This window comes from Pseudomonas sp. TUM25319, assembly GCF_056388475.1.
This window is the reverse complement of record NZ_CM150751.1, coordinates 6,159,059-6,175,661: the sequence shown is the minus strand read 5'-3', so window position 1 is coordinate 6,175,661 and position 16,603 is coordinate 6,159,059. Positions and strand designations below refer to the sequence as shown.

The 16,603-nt window shown below is 60.4% G+C and carries 16 protein-coding genes; 12 read left to right on the top strand and 4 right to left on the bottom strand.

From position 1 onward, the window contains the following. Positions 1-179 precede the first annotated feature (179 nt). Complete coding sequence (locus tag AC05QJ_RS27865) at positions 180-947, top strand: GntR family transcriptional regulator (protein WP_476744424.1); 768 nt, start codon at positions 180-182, stop codon at positions 945-947. A 60-nt stretch (positions 948-1,007) separates the two neighbouring features. Here the strand turns inward: AC05QJ_RS27865 and smpB are convergent, their stop codons facing one another. Beyond that, positions 1,008-1,490, bottom strand: coding sequence for an SsrA-binding protein SmpB (gene smpB, locus AC05QJ_RS27860; RefSeq protein WP_476744423.1), 483 nt, complete (start codon positions 1,488-1,490; stop codon positions 1,008-1,010). Between the two features lie 211 nt (positions 1,491-1,701). On the opposite strand from smpB, the gene AC05QJ_RS27855 reads away from it, so the two are divergent. Next, a complete protein-coding gene (locus tag AC05QJ_RS27855) occupies positions 1,702-2,136 on the top strand; it encodes a type II toxin-antitoxin system RatA family toxin (RefSeq protein WP_476744422.1) in 435 nt (144 codons plus the stop codon). A gap of 61 nt (positions 2,137-2,197) precedes the next feature. Here the strand turns inward: AC05QJ_RS27855 and AC05QJ_RS27850 are convergent, their stop codons facing one another. Continuing rightward, positions 2,198-2,710 carry an outer membrane protein assembly factor BamE gene (locus tag AC05QJ_RS27850; protein WP_476744421.1) on the bottom strand — a complete coding sequence of 171 codons (513 nt, stop codon included), beginning with the start codon at positions 2,708-2,710 and terminating at the stop codon, positions 2,198-2,200. Positions 2,711-2,807: 97 nt separating this feature from the next. Between AC05QJ_RS27850 and fur the strand changes: the two genes are divergently transcribed. Next, positions 2,808-3,212, top strand: a complete 405-nt coding sequence (gene fur / locus AC05QJ_RS27845; protein WP_042125706.1) for a ferric iron uptake transcriptional regulator — start codon at positions 2,808-2,810, stop codon at positions 3,210-3,212. Between the two features lie 58 nt (positions 3,213-3,270). Here the strand turns inward: fur and recN are convergent, their stop codons facing one another. Continuing rightward, positions 3,271-4,944, bottom strand: coding sequence for a DNA repair protein RecN (gene recN / locus AC05QJ_RS27840; RefSeq protein ID WP_476744420.1), 1,674 nt, complete (start codon positions 4,942-4,944; stop codon positions 3,271-3,273). A gap of 227 nt (positions 4,945-5,171) precedes the next feature. Between recN and grpE the strand changes: the two genes are divergently transcribed. From grpE to AC05QJ_RS27800, 8 genes are all read left to right on the top strand, one after another. Beyond that, a complete protein-coding gene (gene grpE / locus AC05QJ_RS27835; protein ID WP_476744419.1) occupies positions 5,172-5,738 on the top strand; it encodes a nucleotide exchange factor GrpE in 567 nt (188 codons plus the stop codon). Between the two features lie 102 nt (positions 5,739-5,840). Next, a complete protein-coding gene (dnaK, locus tag AC05QJ_RS27830) occupies positions 5,841-7,760 on the top strand; it encodes a molecular chaperone DnaK (protein ID WP_476744418.1) in 1,920 nt (639 codons plus the stop codon). A gap of 191 nt (positions 7,761-7,951) precedes the next feature. Continuing rightward, entirely contained in the window at positions 7,952-9,076 is a 1,125-nt protein-coding gene (gene dnaJ / locus AC05QJ_RS27825; protein ID WP_476744417.1) for a molecular chaperone DnaJ, read from the top strand. A 13-nt stretch (positions 9,077-9,089) separates the two neighbouring features. After that, the gene (gene dapB, locus AC05QJ_RS27820; protein WP_476744416.1) at positions 9,090-9,893 is read left to right on the top strand and encodes a 4-hydroxy-tetrahydrodipicolinate reductase; all 804 of its coding nucleotides are present in this window, start codon (positions 9,090-9,092) and stop codon (positions 9,891-9,893) included. A gap of 269 nt (positions 9,894-10,162) precedes the next feature. Further along, positions 10,163-11,299 (top strand): glutamine-hydrolyzing carbamoyl-phosphate synthase small subunit, encoded by a 1,137-nt coding sequence (gene carA / locus AC05QJ_RS27815; protein WP_476744415.1) that lies wholly within the window; start codon positions 10,163-10,165, stop codon positions 11,297-11,299. Positions 11,300-11,406: 107 nt separating this feature from the next. After that, entirely contained in the window at positions 11,407-14,628 is a 3,222-nt protein-coding gene (gene carB / locus AC05QJ_RS27810) for a carbamoyl-phosphate synthase large subunit (RefSeq protein WP_476744414.1), read from the top strand. Further along, complete coding sequence (gene greA, locus AC05QJ_RS27805; protein WP_476744413.1) at positions 14,625-15,107, top strand: transcription elongation factor GreA; 483 nt, start codon at positions 14,625-14,627, stop codon at positions 15,105-15,107. The genes carB and greA overlap by 4 nt, the downstream gene beginning before the upstream one ends. Continuing rightward, on the top strand, positions 15,085-15,534 hold the full coding sequence (locus AC05QJ_RS27800; RefSeq protein WP_476744412.1) for an MFS transporter: 450 nt from the start codon (positions 15,085-15,087) through the stop codon (positions 15,532-15,534). The genes greA and AC05QJ_RS27800 overlap by 23 nt, the downstream gene beginning before the upstream one ends. Positions 15,535-15,546: 12 nt before the next feature. Here the strand turns inward: AC05QJ_RS27800 and yhbY are convergent, their stop codons facing one another. Continuing rightward, positions 15,547-15,855 carry a ribosome assembly RNA-binding protein YhbY gene (gene yhbY, locus AC05QJ_RS27795; RefSeq protein ID WP_476744411.1) on the bottom strand — a complete coding sequence of 103 codons (309 nt, stop codon included), beginning with the start codon at positions 15,853-15,855 and terminating at the stop codon, positions 15,547-15,549. A 102-nt stretch (positions 15,856-15,957) separates the two neighbouring features. Between yhbY and rlmE the strand changes: the two genes are divergently transcribed. Further along, positions 15,958-16,584, top strand: a complete 627-nt coding sequence (gene rlmE / locus AC05QJ_RS27790) for a 23S rRNA (uridine(2552)-2'-O)-methyltransferase RlmE (protein ID WP_476744410.1) — start codon at positions 15,958-15,960, stop codon at positions 16,582-16,584. The last annotated feature ends 19 nt before the right edge of the window (positions 16,585-16,603 follow it).

Below are 16,603 nucleotides of genomic sequence, written 5' to 3'. Positions count from 1 at the left end.
GCTAGGTTAAAAGCCTCGTTGTGGGTGTGTCAATTTGTCCCCACAAAACTTTCGTCGGATACGTGTGGGTGGGGTCTGACTGAGTGGTAAGGAAACTTGCCAACTGAGTGGTGTGGCGCACGGCCGGATGCGCCAGAATAGGCGGCCCCGAACTGACTCGGGATTGTGGAGAGCATGTGATGGTTTTCGATCAGGTCCGCCAGCGCCGTTTGTCCGACGATATCGTCGAGCGACTGGAAGGGATGATTCTTGAAGGCACCCTGACCGCTGGCGAGCGTCTGCCGGCCGAGCGGGTGCTGGCTGAACAGTTCGGCGTTTCGCGCCCGTCGTTGCGCGAAGCCATCCAGAAACTGGTGGCCAAGGGCATGCTGGTCAGCCGCCAGGGTGGCGGCAATTATGTCGCGGAGTCTTTGGGCACAACCTTCAGCGATCCTCTGCTGCAGCTGCTCGAAAGCAACCCCGAGGCCCAGCGCGACCTGCTGGAGTTTCGGCACACCCTGGAAGCGTCATGCGCCTACTACGCAGCGATGCGCGCCACCGATGTGGACCGCGAGCGCCTGAAGGCGGCCTTCGACACGCTGCAGGACTGCTACACCCGCTGTGATGAAGTCAGTCGTGCCGAGGAGGGCGCCGCTGATGCGCGCTTCCATCTGGCGATTGCCGAGGCCAGTCACAACGCGGTGTTGCTCCACACTATTCGCGGTCTGTTCGATCTGCTCAAGCGCAACGTGGTAACCAACATCGGCGGCATGTACAAGCAGCGTGCGGAAACCCGCGACATGCTGATCAGTCAGCATCGCGATCTGTATCTGGCGATTGTCGAAGGGCGTGCGCAGGATGCGCGGGAAGTGTCGAGCCGACACATCCTGTACGTGCAGGAGGTGCTGGAAGAGGTGCGGCAGGAGGTTCAGCGGGTGGCGCGGGCAGAGCGTCGCAAAGGTCGTTGAATTCGCTGGAAAGCCTGCTCCGTCTCTTGTGGGAGCTGGCTTGCCAGCGATACAGGCGGCCTAGTCTTCCCGGCCTTTGTTGCGCACGGCCCGTTGCAATTCGCGATCGGAATCACGTTCGCGCTGGGTATCGCGCTTGTCGTATTCCTTCTTGCCCTTGCCCAGCGCAATTTCGCACTTGATCAAGTGCTTGCTCCAGTACATGGACAGCGCGACGCAGGTGTAGCCCTTCTGCTGCACGCCCACGAACAGACGCTCCAGCTCGCGACGATTGAGCAGCAGCTTGCGGGTGCGGGTCGGGTCGGCGATGACGTGGGTGCTGGCTGTCGTCAGCGGTGTGATGTGGCTGCCCATCAGCCAGGCTTCACCGTCCTTGAGCAGCACGTAGCTGTCTACCAGGTGAGCCTTGCCGGCACGCAGGCTTTTTACTTCCCAACCGGACAGGACCAGTCCGGCCTCGAATTTGTGTTCGATGAAGTAATCGTGTCGCGCTTTCTTGTTCTGCGCGATGGTCCCTGTCGGATGTTTCTTTTGTTTGGCCATAGGGGCGGCATTATAGGCAGTCGCTGCGCCGTCGGCTACGGGGGAGTGTCGAGCTTGAGCCGATGCCGTGAATCCCGGACAATGCGCGGATTTTTCGTGGCCGACCTGTTGTCATCAGTGATGTGGCAATCGGCCAGTTGCTGAGCGTCCTATTCTTTGTTCTAGTGGCGCCGGTTTGTTTTTTTCGCTCAGTTTTGGACATGACGCCTGGATGACTACCCATATTCAAAGGTCGGCCCTGCTGCCCTATCCCGCTCAGGCGCTCTACGACCTGGTCAATGATGTTGCGCGCTACCCGGAGTTTCTGCCCTGGTGTTCGGGGGCTACGGTGCTGGAGTCCAGCGATGTGGCGATGCGGGCGAAGGTCGAAGTGGCGAAGGGCGGTCTCAGTCAGCACTTTGTTACCAAGAATGTGCTGGTGCCGGGGCAGTCCATCGAGATGAATCTGGAAGAGGGGCCGTTCAGCCAGCTTCATGGTCTGTGGGTGTTCAAGCCGCTGGGGGAGAAGGCCTGCAAGATCAGCCTGGATCTCTCGTTCGAGTATTCCGGGGCGCTGGTCAAGGCGACACTGGGGCCGCTGTTCAACCAGGCAGCCAATACGCTGGTCGATGCGTTCTGCGCTCGCGCGAAACAGCTCAATAGCTAAAGCGTCTGACAGCAGACATAAAAAAGCCCGAACAGTGTTCGGGCTTTTTTGTAGCTGCGGATTACTGCGTTTGCAGGGGTTCCTGAACAGGGACCGGCATGACTTCGATCGTGTCGACGTCGCGCTGGATTTTTTCTTCCAGCGAGCCTGGGCGAGCGAGTTTGTCTTCTTTCACTGGCTGTGCGGGTTCGCTGACCGTGGTGGAGCTCTCGCTGCCCAGGATTTCCTGGTCGCGGCTCACGCCCGGCATGAAGTCGCCCGAAAGGCTGGCCAGTTGGTCGTTTTCGTTGAAGAACACGCTGATGCGTTCTTGCTGGCGTTCGCCGCCACCGGGCTGGATGCTGTACAGGTAATCCCAGCGATTGGTGTGGAACGTGTCCTGAATGAGCGGGTTGCCCATGATAAACCTTACTTGCCGACGGGTCATTCCGGGGCGCAATTGGTCTATCATGTCCTGCGTTACGACATTGCCCTGCTGGATGTCGATTTTGTAAACCCCGGGAAACGAGCAACCGGCGAGTGCGAGCAGTCCCACGAAGGTGAGGCTGGTTAGCAAGAGCTTGGTGTTTTGCATCGGTGGGCGACTTCCACTATCTTGGCTGGACAACGTAAACCCCGATCATACCCGTATTCAGAGAAGCTGCGAAGCAGCATCGGCGAGAAAGCTGACCATGGTTGAAAATAGCGAACTGCGCAAAGCCGGCCTCAAGGTGACACTGCCTCGAGTAAAGATCCTACAGATGCTCGATTCCACCGAGCAGCGCCACATGAGCGCTGAAGATGTCTACAAGGCATTGATGGAAGCTGGTGAAGACGTCGGCCTGGCCACGGTCTACCGTGTTCTGACCCAGTTCGAAGCGGCCGGTCTGGTCGTGCGTCACAACTTCGACGGCGGTCATGCGGTATTCGAACTGGCCGATGGTGGTCATCACGACCACATGGTCAACGTGGACTCGGGCGAGGTGATCGAGTTCTTCGATCCCGAGATCGAGAAGCGTCAGAAGGAAATCGTCGCTCAGCACGGTTACGAGCTGGTCGATCACAATCTGGTGCTGTACGTCCGCAAGAAGAAGTAAGCGTTCGCGCTTATCTAAAGAAAAGGCGACCGAGGGTCGCCTTTTTTGTGTCAGCCTGTCAGCCCTTGCTGGTGACCACCATTTTTTTCGCGTGGGCCAGGGACTCCTTGGTGAGGTCGATACCGCCTAGCATGCGCGCCACTTCTTCAACGCGTTCGCGCTTGCCCAGGCTGGCGACTGCCGTATGGGTGGTGTCGCTGTTTCTCACCTTGTGTACGAACAGATGGTGGTGTCCCTGAGCCGCGACCTGCGGCAGGTGCGTAACGGTCAGGACCTGGCCGCGCTCGCCCAGGCGCCGCAACAGTTGGCCGACAATTTCTGCGGTCGGGCCGCCGATCCCCACGTCCACTTCGTCGAACACCAGTGTCGGGATGCGCGAGGTTTGAGCGGTGATCACCTGGATCGCCAGGCTGATGCGTGAGAGTTCACCGCCCGAGGCGACTTTTGCCAGTCCCTTGAGTGGTTGGCCGGGGTTGGCACTGACCAGCAGCTCAACCTGTTCCAGTCCGTGTGGGTGCAACTCGTCGCTGTTGCTGGGGCGCAACTCGATGCAGAAGCGTCCGCCGGGCATGCCGAGCCGCTGGATTTCCACCTCCACTGCGGCGGCCAGCTGGGTCGCTGCGCTCTCGCGCAGGCCGCTCAGTTCGCGGGCCTTCTCCTGGTAATGGCGGGCATAGGCTTTGAGTTCTTCTTCCAGGCGCTCGATGGACTCATCGTTGGCATTGAGGCCTTCCAGCTCCTCTCCCAGGCGTTGCTGCAGACCGGTCAGCTCGCTGGGGTGAACGCGATGCTTGCGTGCCAGGGTGTAGAGCGTGTCGAGCCGTTCTTCCAGTTGTTGCAGACGTGCCGGATCGGCATCGAAGTTGTCGAGGAACCGGTTCAGTTCGCCCACGGCTTCTTCTACCTGGATCTGCGCGCTGGCAATCAGGTTCACCGCCTCGCCCAGGGCGCGTGGTGCGTTGTTGATGGCGGTCAGGCGGTTGAGGCTGACGGTCAATGCACTGAGCACGTTGCCCGAGTCGCTTTCGCTGCAATGGTCGATGACCTGGCGGCAGATTCCGAACAGGGCCTCGGCATTGGTCAGGTTCTTGTGTTCGTGTTCCAGTTGCTCCAGCTCGTTTTCGCCCAGCCCCAGGTTGTCCAGCTCTTCCAGTTGATAGCTGAGCAACTGGTGGCGAGCGCGCTGCTCGTCGCCCGAGTTGCACAGGCGGTCCAGCTCTGCGCGGGTCTGGCGCCAGCGCTGGGCAGCCAGTTGAACCTGGCGGGCGAGGTCGGTGGCGCCGGCGTATTCGTCAAGCAGGCGGCGGTGGGTGTCAGTCTTCAGGAGTGACTGGTGTTCGTGCTGGCTGTGGATGTCGATCAGCAGTTCGCCTACGGCCTTGAGGTCGCCGAGCGGGCAGGGCGTGCCATTGATATAGCCGCGGCTGCGGCCTTCGGCGGTGATCACCCGGCGCAGGATGCAGGGGCCTTCGCCGTCCAGGTCGCGTTCGGCCAGCCAGGCCCTGGCCTCGGGGATATCGACCAGATCGAACGTGGCGAGGATGTCTGCCTTGTCTGCGCCGGGGCGCACCACACCGCTGTCGGCCCGGTCGCCCAGAGTCAGGCCGAGCGCGTCGAGCATGATCGATTTGCCGGCACCGGTTTCGCCCGTGATCACGCTCATGCCGCGGGCGAGTTCCAGATCGAGGTGTTCGACGATGGCGTAGTTGTGGATGGACAGGTGCACCAGCATGCGGGCGGCTCCCAAGGCTAAGGTCTGGTTATTTATACAGTGTTTTCAAATTCTCTGACAATGCTTGCCTTTAGTTCGATTCGCTTGCTGTGGCCGGCTTTTGATCGCGGACAGTTCTGTTCGCGACAGATTGATGTCCAATCACCCTTGAAGCTGCTTTTTGCGACCCCATATAGGCCGGCAGATGCGCGAGTCGAGCTCGCTGACGAAACAAGAGGAGAGATTTCATGGCTGATGAACAGAAGCTGGACGAACAGAATCTGAACGCGGACAAGTCCGCCGAGGCGGGCGCTGAGGATCTTGCTTCCCGTGTACAGGTGCTCGAGGAGCAGGTAGCAGCTGCCCAGGATCAGGCGCTGCGTACCGCGGCCGATCTGCAGAACGTCCGCCGCCGCGCCGAGCAGGATGTGGAGAAGGCGCACAAGTTCGCGCTGGAGAAATTTGCCGGCGACCTGCTGCCGGTCATCGACAGCCTGGAGCGCGGCCTGGAACTGTCCAGCCCGGATGACGAGAACATCCGCCCGATGCGTGAAGGCATCGAGCTGACCCTGAAGATGTTCCAGGACACCCTCAAGCGCTTCAACCTCGAAGCCATCGACCCGCACGGCGAACCGTTCAACGCCGAGCATCACCAGGCCATGGCCATGCAGGAAAGCGCCGAGGTCGAGCCGAACAGCGTGCTCAAGGTGTTCCAGAAGGGTTACCAGCTCAACGGTCGCCTGTTGCGTCCGGCGATGGTCGTGGTCAGCAAGGCTCCGGCCCCGGTTTCGCCTTCTATCGACGAGAAGGCTTGAAATTAGCCGGGCGACCCCCATCTAGGTGTCAAGCGTTTAAGTGCTACCGCAGTTGGCCAACACCGCTGCGGCAACCAAATCCAAAGTTTCGGGAGAGTTAACATGGGCAAAATCATCGGTATCGACCTGGGGACCACCAACTCCTGCGTCTCCATTCTGGAAAACGGCAACGTCAAGGTGATCGAGAACGCCGAAGGCGCTCGCACCACGCCGTCGATCATCGCTTACGCCAACGATGGCGAGATCCTGGTCGGTCAGTCGGCCAAGCGCCAGGCTGTAACCAACCCGCACAACACCCTGTATGCGGTAAAACGTCTGATCGGCCGTCGCTTCGAAGAAGACGTCGTGCAGAAAGACATCCAGATGGTTCCGTACAAGATCGTCAAGGCTGACAACAACGACGCCTGGGTCGAAGTCAACGGTCAGAAGATGGCTCCGCCGCAAATCAGCGCCGAAGTCCTGAAGAAGATGAAGAAAACCGCCGAAGACTACCTCGGCGAAGCAGTGACCGAAGCGGTCATCACCGTTCCTGCGTACTTCAACGACAGCCAGCGTCAGGCTACCAAGGACGCCGGTCGTATCGCCGGTCTGGACGTCAAGCGGATCATCAACGAACCAACCGCGGCCGCTCTGGCCTACGGTATGGACAAGGCCAAGGGTGACCACACCGTCATCGTTTATGACCTGGGTGGCGGTACCTTCGACGTGTCGGTGATCGAGATCGCCGAAGTCGACGGCGAGCACCAGTTCGAAGTACTGGCAACCAACGGTGACACTTTCCTCGGTGGTGAGGACTTCGACATCCGCCTGATCGACTACCTCGTCGACGAATTCAAGAAAGAAAGCGGCATGAACCTCAAAGGTGATCCGCTGGCGATGCAGCGCCTGAAAGAAGCTGCCGAAAAAGCCAAGATCGAGCTGTCCTCGAGCCAGCAGACCGACGTCAACCTGCCGTACATCACTGCAGATGCAACCGGTCCGAAGCACCTGAACGTCAAGATCTCCCGCGCCAAGCTGGAATCGCTGGTGGAAGACCTGGTTCAGCGCACCATCGAGCCTTGCCGCATCGCAATGAAAGACGCCGGTATCGACGTCAGCAAGATCGACGACGTGATCCTGGTCGGTGGTCAGACCCGTATGCCGCTGGTTCAGAAAACCGTTGCCGACTTCTTCGGCAAGGAAGCGCGCAAGGACGTCAACCCTGACGAAGCCGTTGCCATGGGTGCTGCCATCCAGGGCGCCGTTCTGGCCGGTGACGTGAAGGACGTTCTGCTGCTGGACGTCAGCCCGCTGACCCTGGGTATCGAAACCATGGGTGGCGTGATGACCGCGCTGATCGAGAAGAACACCACCATCCCGACCAAGAAGTCGCAGGTGTTCTCGACTGCCGACGACAACCAGAGCGCCGTGACCATTCACGTGCTGCAAGGTGAGCGTAAGCAGGCCGCGCAGAACAAGTCCCTGGGCAAGTTCGACCTGGCCGAGATTCCGCCGGCTCCGCGTGGTGTTCCACAAATCGAAGTGACCTTCGATATCGACGCCAACGGCATCCTGCACGTCGGTGCGAAAGACAAGGCGACCGGCAAGCAGCAGTCCATCGTGATCAAGGCCAACTCCGGTCTGTCCGAGGAAGAAATCCAGCAGATGGTCCGCGACGCTGAAGTCAACGCCGAGGAAGACCGCAAGTTCGAAGAGCTGGCCGCCGCCCGTAACCAGGGTGATGCGCTGGTCCACTCGACTCGCAAGATGGTTGCCGACGCGGGTGACAAAGTGACCGCTGACGAGAAAGCGGCCATCGAGACCGCGGTTGCTGCCCTGGAAGCTGCTGTGAAAGGCGACGACAAGGCTGCTATCGAAGCGAAGATCGAAGAGCTGTCGAAAGTCTCCGCTCCGGTTGCCCAGAAGATGTACGCCGAGCAGGCCGAGAAGCCGGAAGCAGGTACCCAGGCCCAGCAGGCTGACGATGCCAAGCACGACGACGTCGTCGACGCCGAGTTCGAAGAAGTCAAAGACAACAAGTAATTGCTGCTCGTTGTCGGCCGGTTGACTGATGTTTGATGTTGACTGGTAGGATGTCGCCGCGCGGGGGCTTGCTCCCGCGTTGGCGTGTCTGGAATACCCGAATTTTTACGGCATCGGTCCAGCTACCGGTGCTGACGGCACAGCGCTGAAGCGCAGAGGTTTGCCGAACGTCCTCAAGAGTGCAAAGAACCATGGCAAAGCGTGACTATTACGAGGTTCTGGGAGTCGAGCGAGGCGCGAGCGAGGCCGATCTGAAGAAGGCCTATCGCCGCCTGGCGATGAAGCATCACCCGGACCGTAATCCCGACGACAAAGAGTCGGAAGAGAAATTCAAGGAAGCCAACGAGGCTTACGAAGTCCTTTCCGATGCCAGCAAGCGCGCGGCGTACGACCAGTACGGTCATGCCGGTGTCGACCCGAGCATGGGTGGCGGCGGTGCCGGCTTCGGCGGCGCCAACTTCTCCGATATCTTCGGTGATGTATTCAGCGATTTCTTCGGCGGTGGTCGTGGTGGTTCCCGCGGCGGCGCCCAGCGCGGCAGCGACCTGCGTTACACCCTGGAGCTGAACCTGGAAGAGGCAGTGCGCGGTACGACGGTCAATATCCGCGTGCCGACACTGGTCAACTGCAAGCCTTGCGACGGCTCCGGCGCGAAGAAAGGTTCTTCGCCTGCGACTTGCCCAACCTGTGGCGGTATCGGCCAGGTCCGCATGCAGCAAGGTTTCTTCTCGGTGCAGCAGACCTGCCCGCGTTGCCAGGGGCAGGGCAAGATCATTACCGATCCGTGCGACTCCTGTCATGGCGAAGGTCGGATCGAAGAGTACAAGACCCTGTCGGTCAAGGTGCCGGCTGGCGTCGATACGGGCGACCGTATTCGTCTCTCCGGCGAAGGCGAGGCGGGTACGCAGGGTGGTCCGACCGGCGACCTCTATGTCGTGATCAATGTGCACGAGCACGCGATCTTCCAGCGTGATGGCAAGCATCTGTACTGCGAAGTGCCGATCAGCTACACCGATGCGGCGCTGGGTGGCGAGCTGGAAGTGCCGACCCTGGATGGTCGCGTCAAGCTGAAGATTCCGGAAGGAACCCAGACCGGCAAGCAGTTCCGTCTGCGTGGCAAGGGCGTGGCTCCAGTGCGTGGCGGTGGTGCGGGCGACCTGATGTGTCGCGTGGCTGTGGAGACGCCGGTCAACCTGAGTCGTCGCCAGCGCGAGCTTCTCGAGGAGCTGCGGGCTTCACTGGAAGGCGACAGTTCCCATTCTCCCAAGGCCAGCGGCTGGTTCGAGGGTGTAAAGCGCTTCTTCGGTGATTTGTAAAAAGGAATAACGCATGCGACGTATAGCGGTAATGGGCGCGGCAGGGCGCATGGGCAAGACACTGGTGGAAGCGATCCAGCAAGCCCAGGACGCAGGTCTGACGGCGGCAGTGGATCGTCCCGACAGCACGCTGGTGGGTGCCGATGCGGGTGAGCTGGCTGCGCTGGGTCGGATCGGCGTACCGATCTCGGGTGATCTGGAGCGGGTAGCGGATGAATTCGACGTGCTGATCGACTTCACGCACCCGTCGGTGACTCTCAAGAACCTGGCGTTCTGTCGCAAGGCGGGCAAGGCCATGGTCATCGGCACCACGGGATTCTCCGCTGAGGAGAAACAGTTGCTGGTCGAGGCGGGCAAGGAAATTCCGATTGTCTTCGCGGCCAACTTCAGTGTTGGCGTGAACCTGTGTCTGAAGTTGCTCGATACCGCTGCTCGTGTGCTGGGTGATGACGTCGATATCGAGATTCTCGAAGCGCACCATCGTCACAAGGTCGATGCCCCGTCCGGTACCGCGCTGCGCATGGGTGAGGTGGTGGCTCAGGCGTTGGGTCGCGATCTCAAGGAGGTGGCGGTCTATGGTCGCGAGGGCCAGACCGGTGCTCGTGATCGTCAGACCATCGGCTTTGCGACTGTGCGTGCTGGTGATGTGGTGGGTGATCACACCGTGCTGTTCGCTGCGGAAGGCGAGCGGGTCGAGATCACCCACAAGGCGTCGAGCCGCATGACCTTCGCCAAGGGCGCCGTACGTGCGGCCCTGTGGCTCGATGGTCGCGAGCCTGGCTTGTACGACATGCAGGACGTACTCGACCTGCACTGATTCGCCCTCTGCTTCACTCGAGGGCGGGTTGGCCGTCAAGGTCAGCCCGCCCTTGCAGTCTTCTCCCATGCGCTCTGTCGCATTCCTGCGTCTTTCAGACACATCAGTGGTAGACCAAAAAAGCAGTTTTCTGTAAGCTACAGCTTTAGTGTGTCCACTAAAAGCGCGCAGATAATTCGACGAAGAAAGCGGGGTGACGTGTCTATACGTCATTCCGCTTTTTTGCAACCTGCGATCGCCCCTTCAGGCTTGATTTACGGGAGGTCTTCTTGACTAAGCCAGCCATACTCGCCCTTGCCGATGGCAGCATTTTTCGCGGTGAAGCCATTGGAGCCGACGGTCAAACCGTTGGTGAGGTGGTGTTCAACACCGCAATGACCGGCTATCAGGAAATCCTGACTGACCCTTCGTACTCGCAACAGATCGTTACCCTGACTTATCCACACATCGGCAACACCGGCACTACGCCGGAAGACGCCGAGTCCGACCGTGTATGGTCGGCTGGCCTGGTCATTCGCGACTTGCCGCTGATCGCCAGCAACTGGCGCAATACCCTGTCCCTGAGCGACTACCTCAAGGCCAACAATGTCGTGGCGATCGCAGGTATCGATACCCGCCGCCTGACCCGCATCCTGCGTGAGAAAGGTGCGCAGAACGGTTGCATCCTCGCCGGCGACAACATCAGTGAAGAAGCCGCCATCGCCGCAGCCCGCGGCTTCCCGGGCCTGAAAGGCATGGATCTGGCGAAGGTAGTCAGCACCAAGACTGCCTACGAATGGCGCTCCAGTGTCTGGGAGCTGAAGACTGACAGCCACCCGACCATTGAAGCCGCGGATCTGCCGTACCACGTCGTTGCCTACGACTACGGCGTCAAGCTGAACATCCTGCGTATGCTGGTTGCCCGCGGCTGCCGTCTGACCGTCGTGCCTGCACAGACTCCGGCCAGCGAAGTCCTTGCGCTGAATCCTGATGGTGTGTTCCTGTCCAACGGCCCTGGCGATCCGGAGCCTTGCGACTACGCTATCCAGGCCATCAAGGACATCCTCGAAACCGAGATCCCGGTCTTCGGTATCTGCCTGGGTCACCAACTGCTGGCCCTGGCTTCCGGTGCCAAGACCGTCAAGATGGGTCATGGTCACCATGGCGCAAACCACCCGGTCCAGGACCTGGACACCGGCGTCGTGATGATCACCAGCCAGAACCACGGTTTCGCGGTCGACGAGGCCACGCTGCCGGGCAACGTTCGCGCCATCCACAAGTCGCTGTTCGACGGTACCCTGCAGGGCATCGAGCGTACCGACAAGAGCGCGTTCAGCTTCCAGGGCCACCCTGAAGCGAGCCCTGGCCCGACTGACGTCGCGCCACTGTTCGATCGCTTCATCGATGCCATGGCCAAGCGCCGCTAAGCATCCCTGCGAGAAGGCCCTGAGCCGGCGCTAGCCGGACTCAGGCGCGCCTGACCAAGATTGTTCAAGACGGCTTGCCGACTGACCTGCGGATTTGAGTGACAACCATGCCAAAACGTACAGACATTAAAAGCATCCTGATTCTCGGCGCTGGCCCGATCGTGATCGGCCAGGCCTGCGAATTCGACTACTCCGGCGCCCAGGCCTGCAAAGCCCTGCGCGAGGAAGGTTTCCGCGTCATCCTGGTGAACTCCAACCCGGCCACCATCATGACCGACCCGGCCATGGCCGACGCTACCTACATCGAGCCGATCAAGTGGCAGTCGGTGGCAAAGATCATCGAGAAAGAGCGTCCGGACGCACTGCTGCCGACCATGGGTGGCCAGACTGCGCTGAACTGCGCCCTGGACCTGGAGCGCGAAGGCGTCCTGGAAAAATTCGGCGTGGAAATGATCGGTGCCAACGCCGACACCATCGACAAGGCCGAAGACCGCTCGCGTTTCGACAAGGCGATGAAAGCCATTGGCCTGGAGTGCCCGCGCTCCGGTATCGCCCACAGCATGGAAGAGGCCAATGCGGTCCTCGAGAAGCTGGGCTTCCCGTGCATCATCCGTCCGTCCTTCACCATGGGCGGCACCGGTGGCGGTATCGCCTACAACCGTGAAGAGTTCGAAGAAATCTGCGCCCGTGGTCTGGACCTGTCGCCAACCAAGGAACTGCTGATCGACGAATCCCTGATCGGCTGGAAAGAGTACGAGATGGAGGTGGTCCGCGACAAAAAGGACAACTGCATCATCGTCTGCTCCATCGAGAACTTCGACCCGATGGGTGTCCACACCGGCGACTCCATCACCGTCGCTCCGGCCCAGACCCTGACCGACAAGGAATACCAGATCATGCGCAACGCCTCGCTGGCGGTGCTGCGTGAAATCGGTGTCGAGACCGGCGGTTCCAACGTTCAGTTCGGTATCTGCCCGAACACCGGCCGCATGGTCGTGATCGAAATGAACCCGCGGGTTTCCCGTTCCTCGGCACTGGCGTCGAAAGCCACCGGCTTCCCGATCGCCAAGATCGCGGCCAAGCTGGCGGTCGGCTACACCCTCGACGAACTGCAGAACGACATCACCGGTGGCCGCACTCCGGCGTCCTTCGAGCCGTCGATCGACTACGTCGTCACCAAGCTGCCACGCTTCGCCTTCGAGAAATTCCCGAAAGCCGACGCCCGCCTGACCACCCAGATGAAGTCCGTGGGTGAAGTCATGGCCATCGGCCGTACCTTCCAGGAGTCCATGCAGAAAGCCCTGCGCGGCCTGGAAGTCGGTGTTTGCGGTCTCGACCCGAAAGTCGACCTGACCAACCCGGAAACCCCGAGCATCCTCAAGCGCGAACTGACTGTGCCGGGCGCCGAGCGTATCTGGTACGTGGCTGACGCCTTCCGTGCCGGCATGACCCGCGACGAAATCTTCGCCCTGACCAGCATCGACCACTGGTTCCTGATCCAGATCGAAGACCTGATCAAGGAAGAAGAGAAGGTCAAGACCCTGGGCCTGGCTGCCATCGACAAGCAACTGATGCTGAACCTGAAGCGCAAGGGCTTCTCCGACCAGCGTCTGGCCAAGCTGCTGGGTATCACCGACAAGAACCTGCGTCGCCACCGCCACAAGCTGGAAGTGTTCCCGGTCTACAAGCGCGTCGACACCTGCGCCGCCGAGTTCGCCACCGATACCGCCTACCTGTACTCGACCTACGAGGAAGAGTGCGAGGCCAACCCGTCGACCCGCGACAAGATCATGATCCTGGGCGGCGGTCCGAACCGTATCGGCCAGGGTATCGAGTTCGACTACTGCTGCGTTCATGCCGCTCTTGCCCTGCGCGAAGACGGTTATGAGACCATCATGGTCAACTGCAACCCGGAAACCGTCTCCACCGACTACGACACCTCCGACCGTCTGTACTTCGAGCCGCTGACGCTGGAAGACGTGCTGGAAGTGGTTCGCGTCGAGAAGCCGAAGGGCGTGATCGTCCACTATGGTGGCCAGACCCCGCTGAAGCTGGCTCGTGCCCTGGAAGAGGCCGGCGTACCGATCATCGGTACCAGCCCTGACGCCATCGACCGTGCCGAAGACCGCGAGCGCTTCCAGCAGATGGTCCAGCGCCTGAATCTGCTGCAGCCGCCAAACGCTACCGTGCGCAGCGAAGACGAGGCCATCCGTGCCGCAGGCGACATCGGCTATCCGCTGGTTGTCCGTCCGTCCTACGTACTGGGCGGTCGCGCCATGGAAATCGTCTACGAACTGGACGAGCTGAAGCGTTATCTGCGCGAAGCCGTACAGGTCTCCAACGACAGCCCGGTCCTGCTCGACCACTTCCTCAACTGCGCCATCGAGATGGACGTGGATGCGGTCTGCGACGGCACCGACGTGGTGATCGGCGCGATCATGCAGCACATCGAGCAGGCAGGCGTTCACTCCGGTGACTCCGCGTGCTCGCTGCCGCCTTACTCGCTGCCGGCGCATGTGCAGGATGAAGTGCGCGAGCAAGTGAAGAAGATGGCCCTGGAACTGGGTGTCGTCGGCCTGATGAACGTGCAGCTGGCCCTGCAGGGCGACAAGATCTACGTGATCGAGGTCAACCCGCGTGCTTCTCGTACCGTGCCGTTCGTGTCCAAGTGCATCGGCACTTCGCTGGCGATGATCGCCGCGCGCGTCATGGCGGGCAAAACGCTGAAAGAGCTGGGCTTCACCAAGGAAATCATTCCGAACTTCTACAGCGTCAAGGAAGCGGTATTCCCGTTCGCCAAGTTCCCGGGTGTCGACCCGATCCTCGGCCCTGAGATGAAGTCCACGGGCGAAGTCATGGGCGTCGGCGACAGCTTCGGCGAAGCCTTCGCCAAGGCTCAGATGGGCGCAAGCGAAGTGCTGCCGACCGGCGGTACCGCGTTTATCAGCGTGCGTGACGACGACAAGCCGCAAGTGGCCGGTGTTGCTCGCGACCTGATCGCCCTGGGCTTTGAAGTCGTAGCGACTGCCGGTACTGCGAAGATCATCGAAGCAGCCGGTCTGAAAGTGCGTCGCGTGAACAAGGTGACCGAGGGCCGTCCGCATGTGGTCGACATGATCAAGAACGACGAAGTGTCGTTGATCATCAACACCACCGAAGGTCGTCAGTCGATCGCCGACTCCTACTCGATTCGCCGCAATGCGTTGCAGCACAAGATCTACTGCACCACCACCATTGCGGCCGGTGAAGCTATCTGCGAAGCGCTGAAGTTCGGTCCTGAAAAGACCGTTCGCCGCTTGCAGGATCTGCATGCAGGACTCAAAGCATGAGCATGACCAAGTACCCCATGACCGTCCAGGGCGCTCGCGCCCTGGAAGACGAGCTGCTGTTTCTGAGCAAGACCGAGCGTCCGCGCCTGAGTCAGGCTATTGGTGAGGCCCGTGAACTGGGCGACCTCAAGGAGAACGCCGAATACCATGCTGCCCGTGAAGAGCAGGGCATGGTCGAGGCGCGGATCCGCGATATCGAAGGTCGCCTGCAGAACTCGGTGGTGATCGATGTCACGACCATTCCTCACACCGGCAAGGTGATCTTCGGGACTACCGTTGACCTCGAGAACACCGAAACCGGCGATCAGGTGAGCTACCAGATCGTTGGTGAAGACGAGGCTGACATCAAGAAGGGCAAGCTGTCGGCGGGTGCGCCGATTGCCCGGGCCATCATCGGCAAGGAAGAAGGTGATGTGGTGGTGGTCAAGACGCCGAGCGGAACGGTCGAGTACGAGATTGTCGAAGTCAAGCACATCTGACGCCGGCTTTCGCTCGCCGTCCATCGAGCGTGTCCTATGGCAACTGGCCCAGGTTTTCTGGGTCGGTGGCCTTTGGGTGTTTCATGTAGGGCTGGTCCCGGCCTTGAAGGTCAGTGGGCTTGCACCTTTGCTCGTGCAGGACATTTCCACGCAAATCGACCGATGGCTCATCGGCGTGGCTGCGTTGGGGCTGTTGACCCAATTGACGGTGCTGGCGAGGGTTCGTGGAGTGTCCGCCTGGTGGCGGGTGTTCAGCGGGCAGTTGCTGTTGATCGGCCTGGCCGCCTGTGTCGGTTATTACACCTTGCGGTATGGTGTATCCGTGGGCGAGCGCTGGCAGGTCTTCTGCTTCGTGGTGCTTGGCATCAGTGGCATCGTGCTGGTGGCCCAGCCGGTCCCGGTCAGGGCGCGCAGGTCGCGCCGCTGACCGGACTTGCCGTTACTTGTAACGGTGGATATTGGACAATTGCTTGTTCGGCTGCGGATTGCGGCGGTACAGCAGGACCATCTTGCCAATGATCTGCACCTGTTCGGCGCGACCGACCTTGGCCAGTTCGTCCATGACAGCGCGGCGTTCTTCCCGGTCTTCGAGCTTGACCTGCACCTTGATCAGTTCATGATCAGCCAAGGCACGTTCCAGCTCCGCGAGCACACCTTCGGTCAAACCATTGCCTGCCACGATCAGGACCGGCTTCAGGTCGTGACCAATGGATTTGTACTGTTTCTTCTGCTCGTTATTGAGCGGCATAATCTGACCCTTCGTCTGGATTCTGTAAAAATGGCGGCCATTTTACCCGAGGGCCCGTGGCTCCGCCCAGTTAATCACGACGCTTAATCATCGAGGTGCCCAGTGGCGCAGCGTTCCAAGAGCAGCCATAACTGGCTGAGAGAGCATTTCAACGATCCTTTCGTCAAACAGGCGCAGAAGGATGGCTATCGCTCGCGTGCGAGTTACAAACTGCTGGAAATCCAGGAAAAGGACCGCTTGATCCGTCCTGGCATGAGCGTGATCGACCTCGGGGCCGCGCCGGGTGGCTGGTCGCAGGTGACCAGTCGCCTGATTGGTGGCCAGGGGCGCCTGATCGCGTCGGACATCCTGGAGATGGACAGCATCCCCGACGTCACCTTCATCCAGGGGGACTTCACCCAGGACGCAGTCCTGGCGCAGATTCTCGAAGCGGTAGGGAATTCGCAGGTAGACCTTGTGATTTCGGATATGGCCCCCAACATGAGTGGTACGCCTGCCGTGGATATGCCAAGGGCGATGTTTCTCTGCGAGTTGGCGTTGGACCTGGCAAGCCGGGTACTTCGTCCGGGCGGGGATTTTCTGATCAAGATCTTCCAGGGTGAGGGCTTCGATACCTACCTGAAAGACGTTCGTCAGAAATTCGACAAGGTTCAGATGCGCAAGCCTTCGTCGTCGCGGGATCGCTCCCGCGAGCAATACCTTCTGGCAAGGGGATACCGCGGCGAATAAGGCCTCAGGCCGGCTGCTT

Excerpts from the sequence above, each read along its gene's own strand:
- recN (WP_476744420.1), bottom strand. The coding sequence starts at position 4,944 with ATGCTGGTGCACCTGTCCATCCACAACTACGCCATCGTCGAACACCTC.
- greA (WP_476744413.1), top strand. The coding sequence starts at position 14,625 with ATGAGCATGACCAAGTACCCCATGACCGTCCAGGGCGCTCGCGCCCTG.
- grpE (WP_476744419.1), top strand. The coding sequence starts at position 5,172 with ATGGCTGATGAACAGAAGCTGGACGAACAGAATCTGAACGCGGACAAG.
- AC05QJ_RS27855 (WP_476744422.1), top strand. The coding sequence starts at position 1,702 with ATGACTACCCATATTCAAAGGTCGGCCCTGCTGCCCTATCCCGCTCAG.
- carB (WP_476744414.1), top strand. The coding sequence starts at position 11,407 with ATGCCAAAACGTACAGACATTAAAAGCATCCTGATTCTCGGCGCTGGC.
- yhbY (WP_476744411.1), bottom strand. The coding sequence starts at position 15,855 with ATGCCGCTCAATAACGAGCAGAAGAAACAGTACAAATCCATTGGTCAC.
- smpB (WP_476744423.1), bottom strand. The coding sequence starts at position 1,490 with ATGGCCAAACAAAAGAAACATCCGACAGGGACCATCGCGCAGAACAAG.
- AC05QJ_RS27850 (WP_476744421.1), bottom strand. The coding sequence starts at position 2,710 with ATGCAAAACACCAAGCTCTTGCTAACCAGCCTCACCTTCGTGGGACTG.
- dnaJ (WP_476744417.1), top strand. The coding sequence starts at position 7,952 with ATGGCAAAGCGTGACTATTACGAGGTTCTGGGAGTCGAGCGAGGCGCG.
- dapB (WP_476744416.1), top strand. The coding sequence starts at position 9,090 with ATGCGACGTATAGCGGTAATGGGCGCGGCAGGGCGCATGGGCAAGACA.
- fur (WP_042125706.1), top strand. The coding sequence starts at position 2,808 with ATGGTTGAAAATAGCGAACTGCGCAAAGCCGGCCTCAAGGTGACACTG.
- AC05QJ_RS27865 (WP_476744424.1), top strand. The coding sequence starts at position 180 with ATGGTTTTCGATCAGGTCCGCCAGCGCCGTTTGTCCGACGATATCGTC.
- dnaK (WP_476744418.1), top strand. The coding sequence starts at position 5,841 with ATGGGCAAAATCATCGGTATCGACCTGGGGACCACCAACTCCTGCGTC.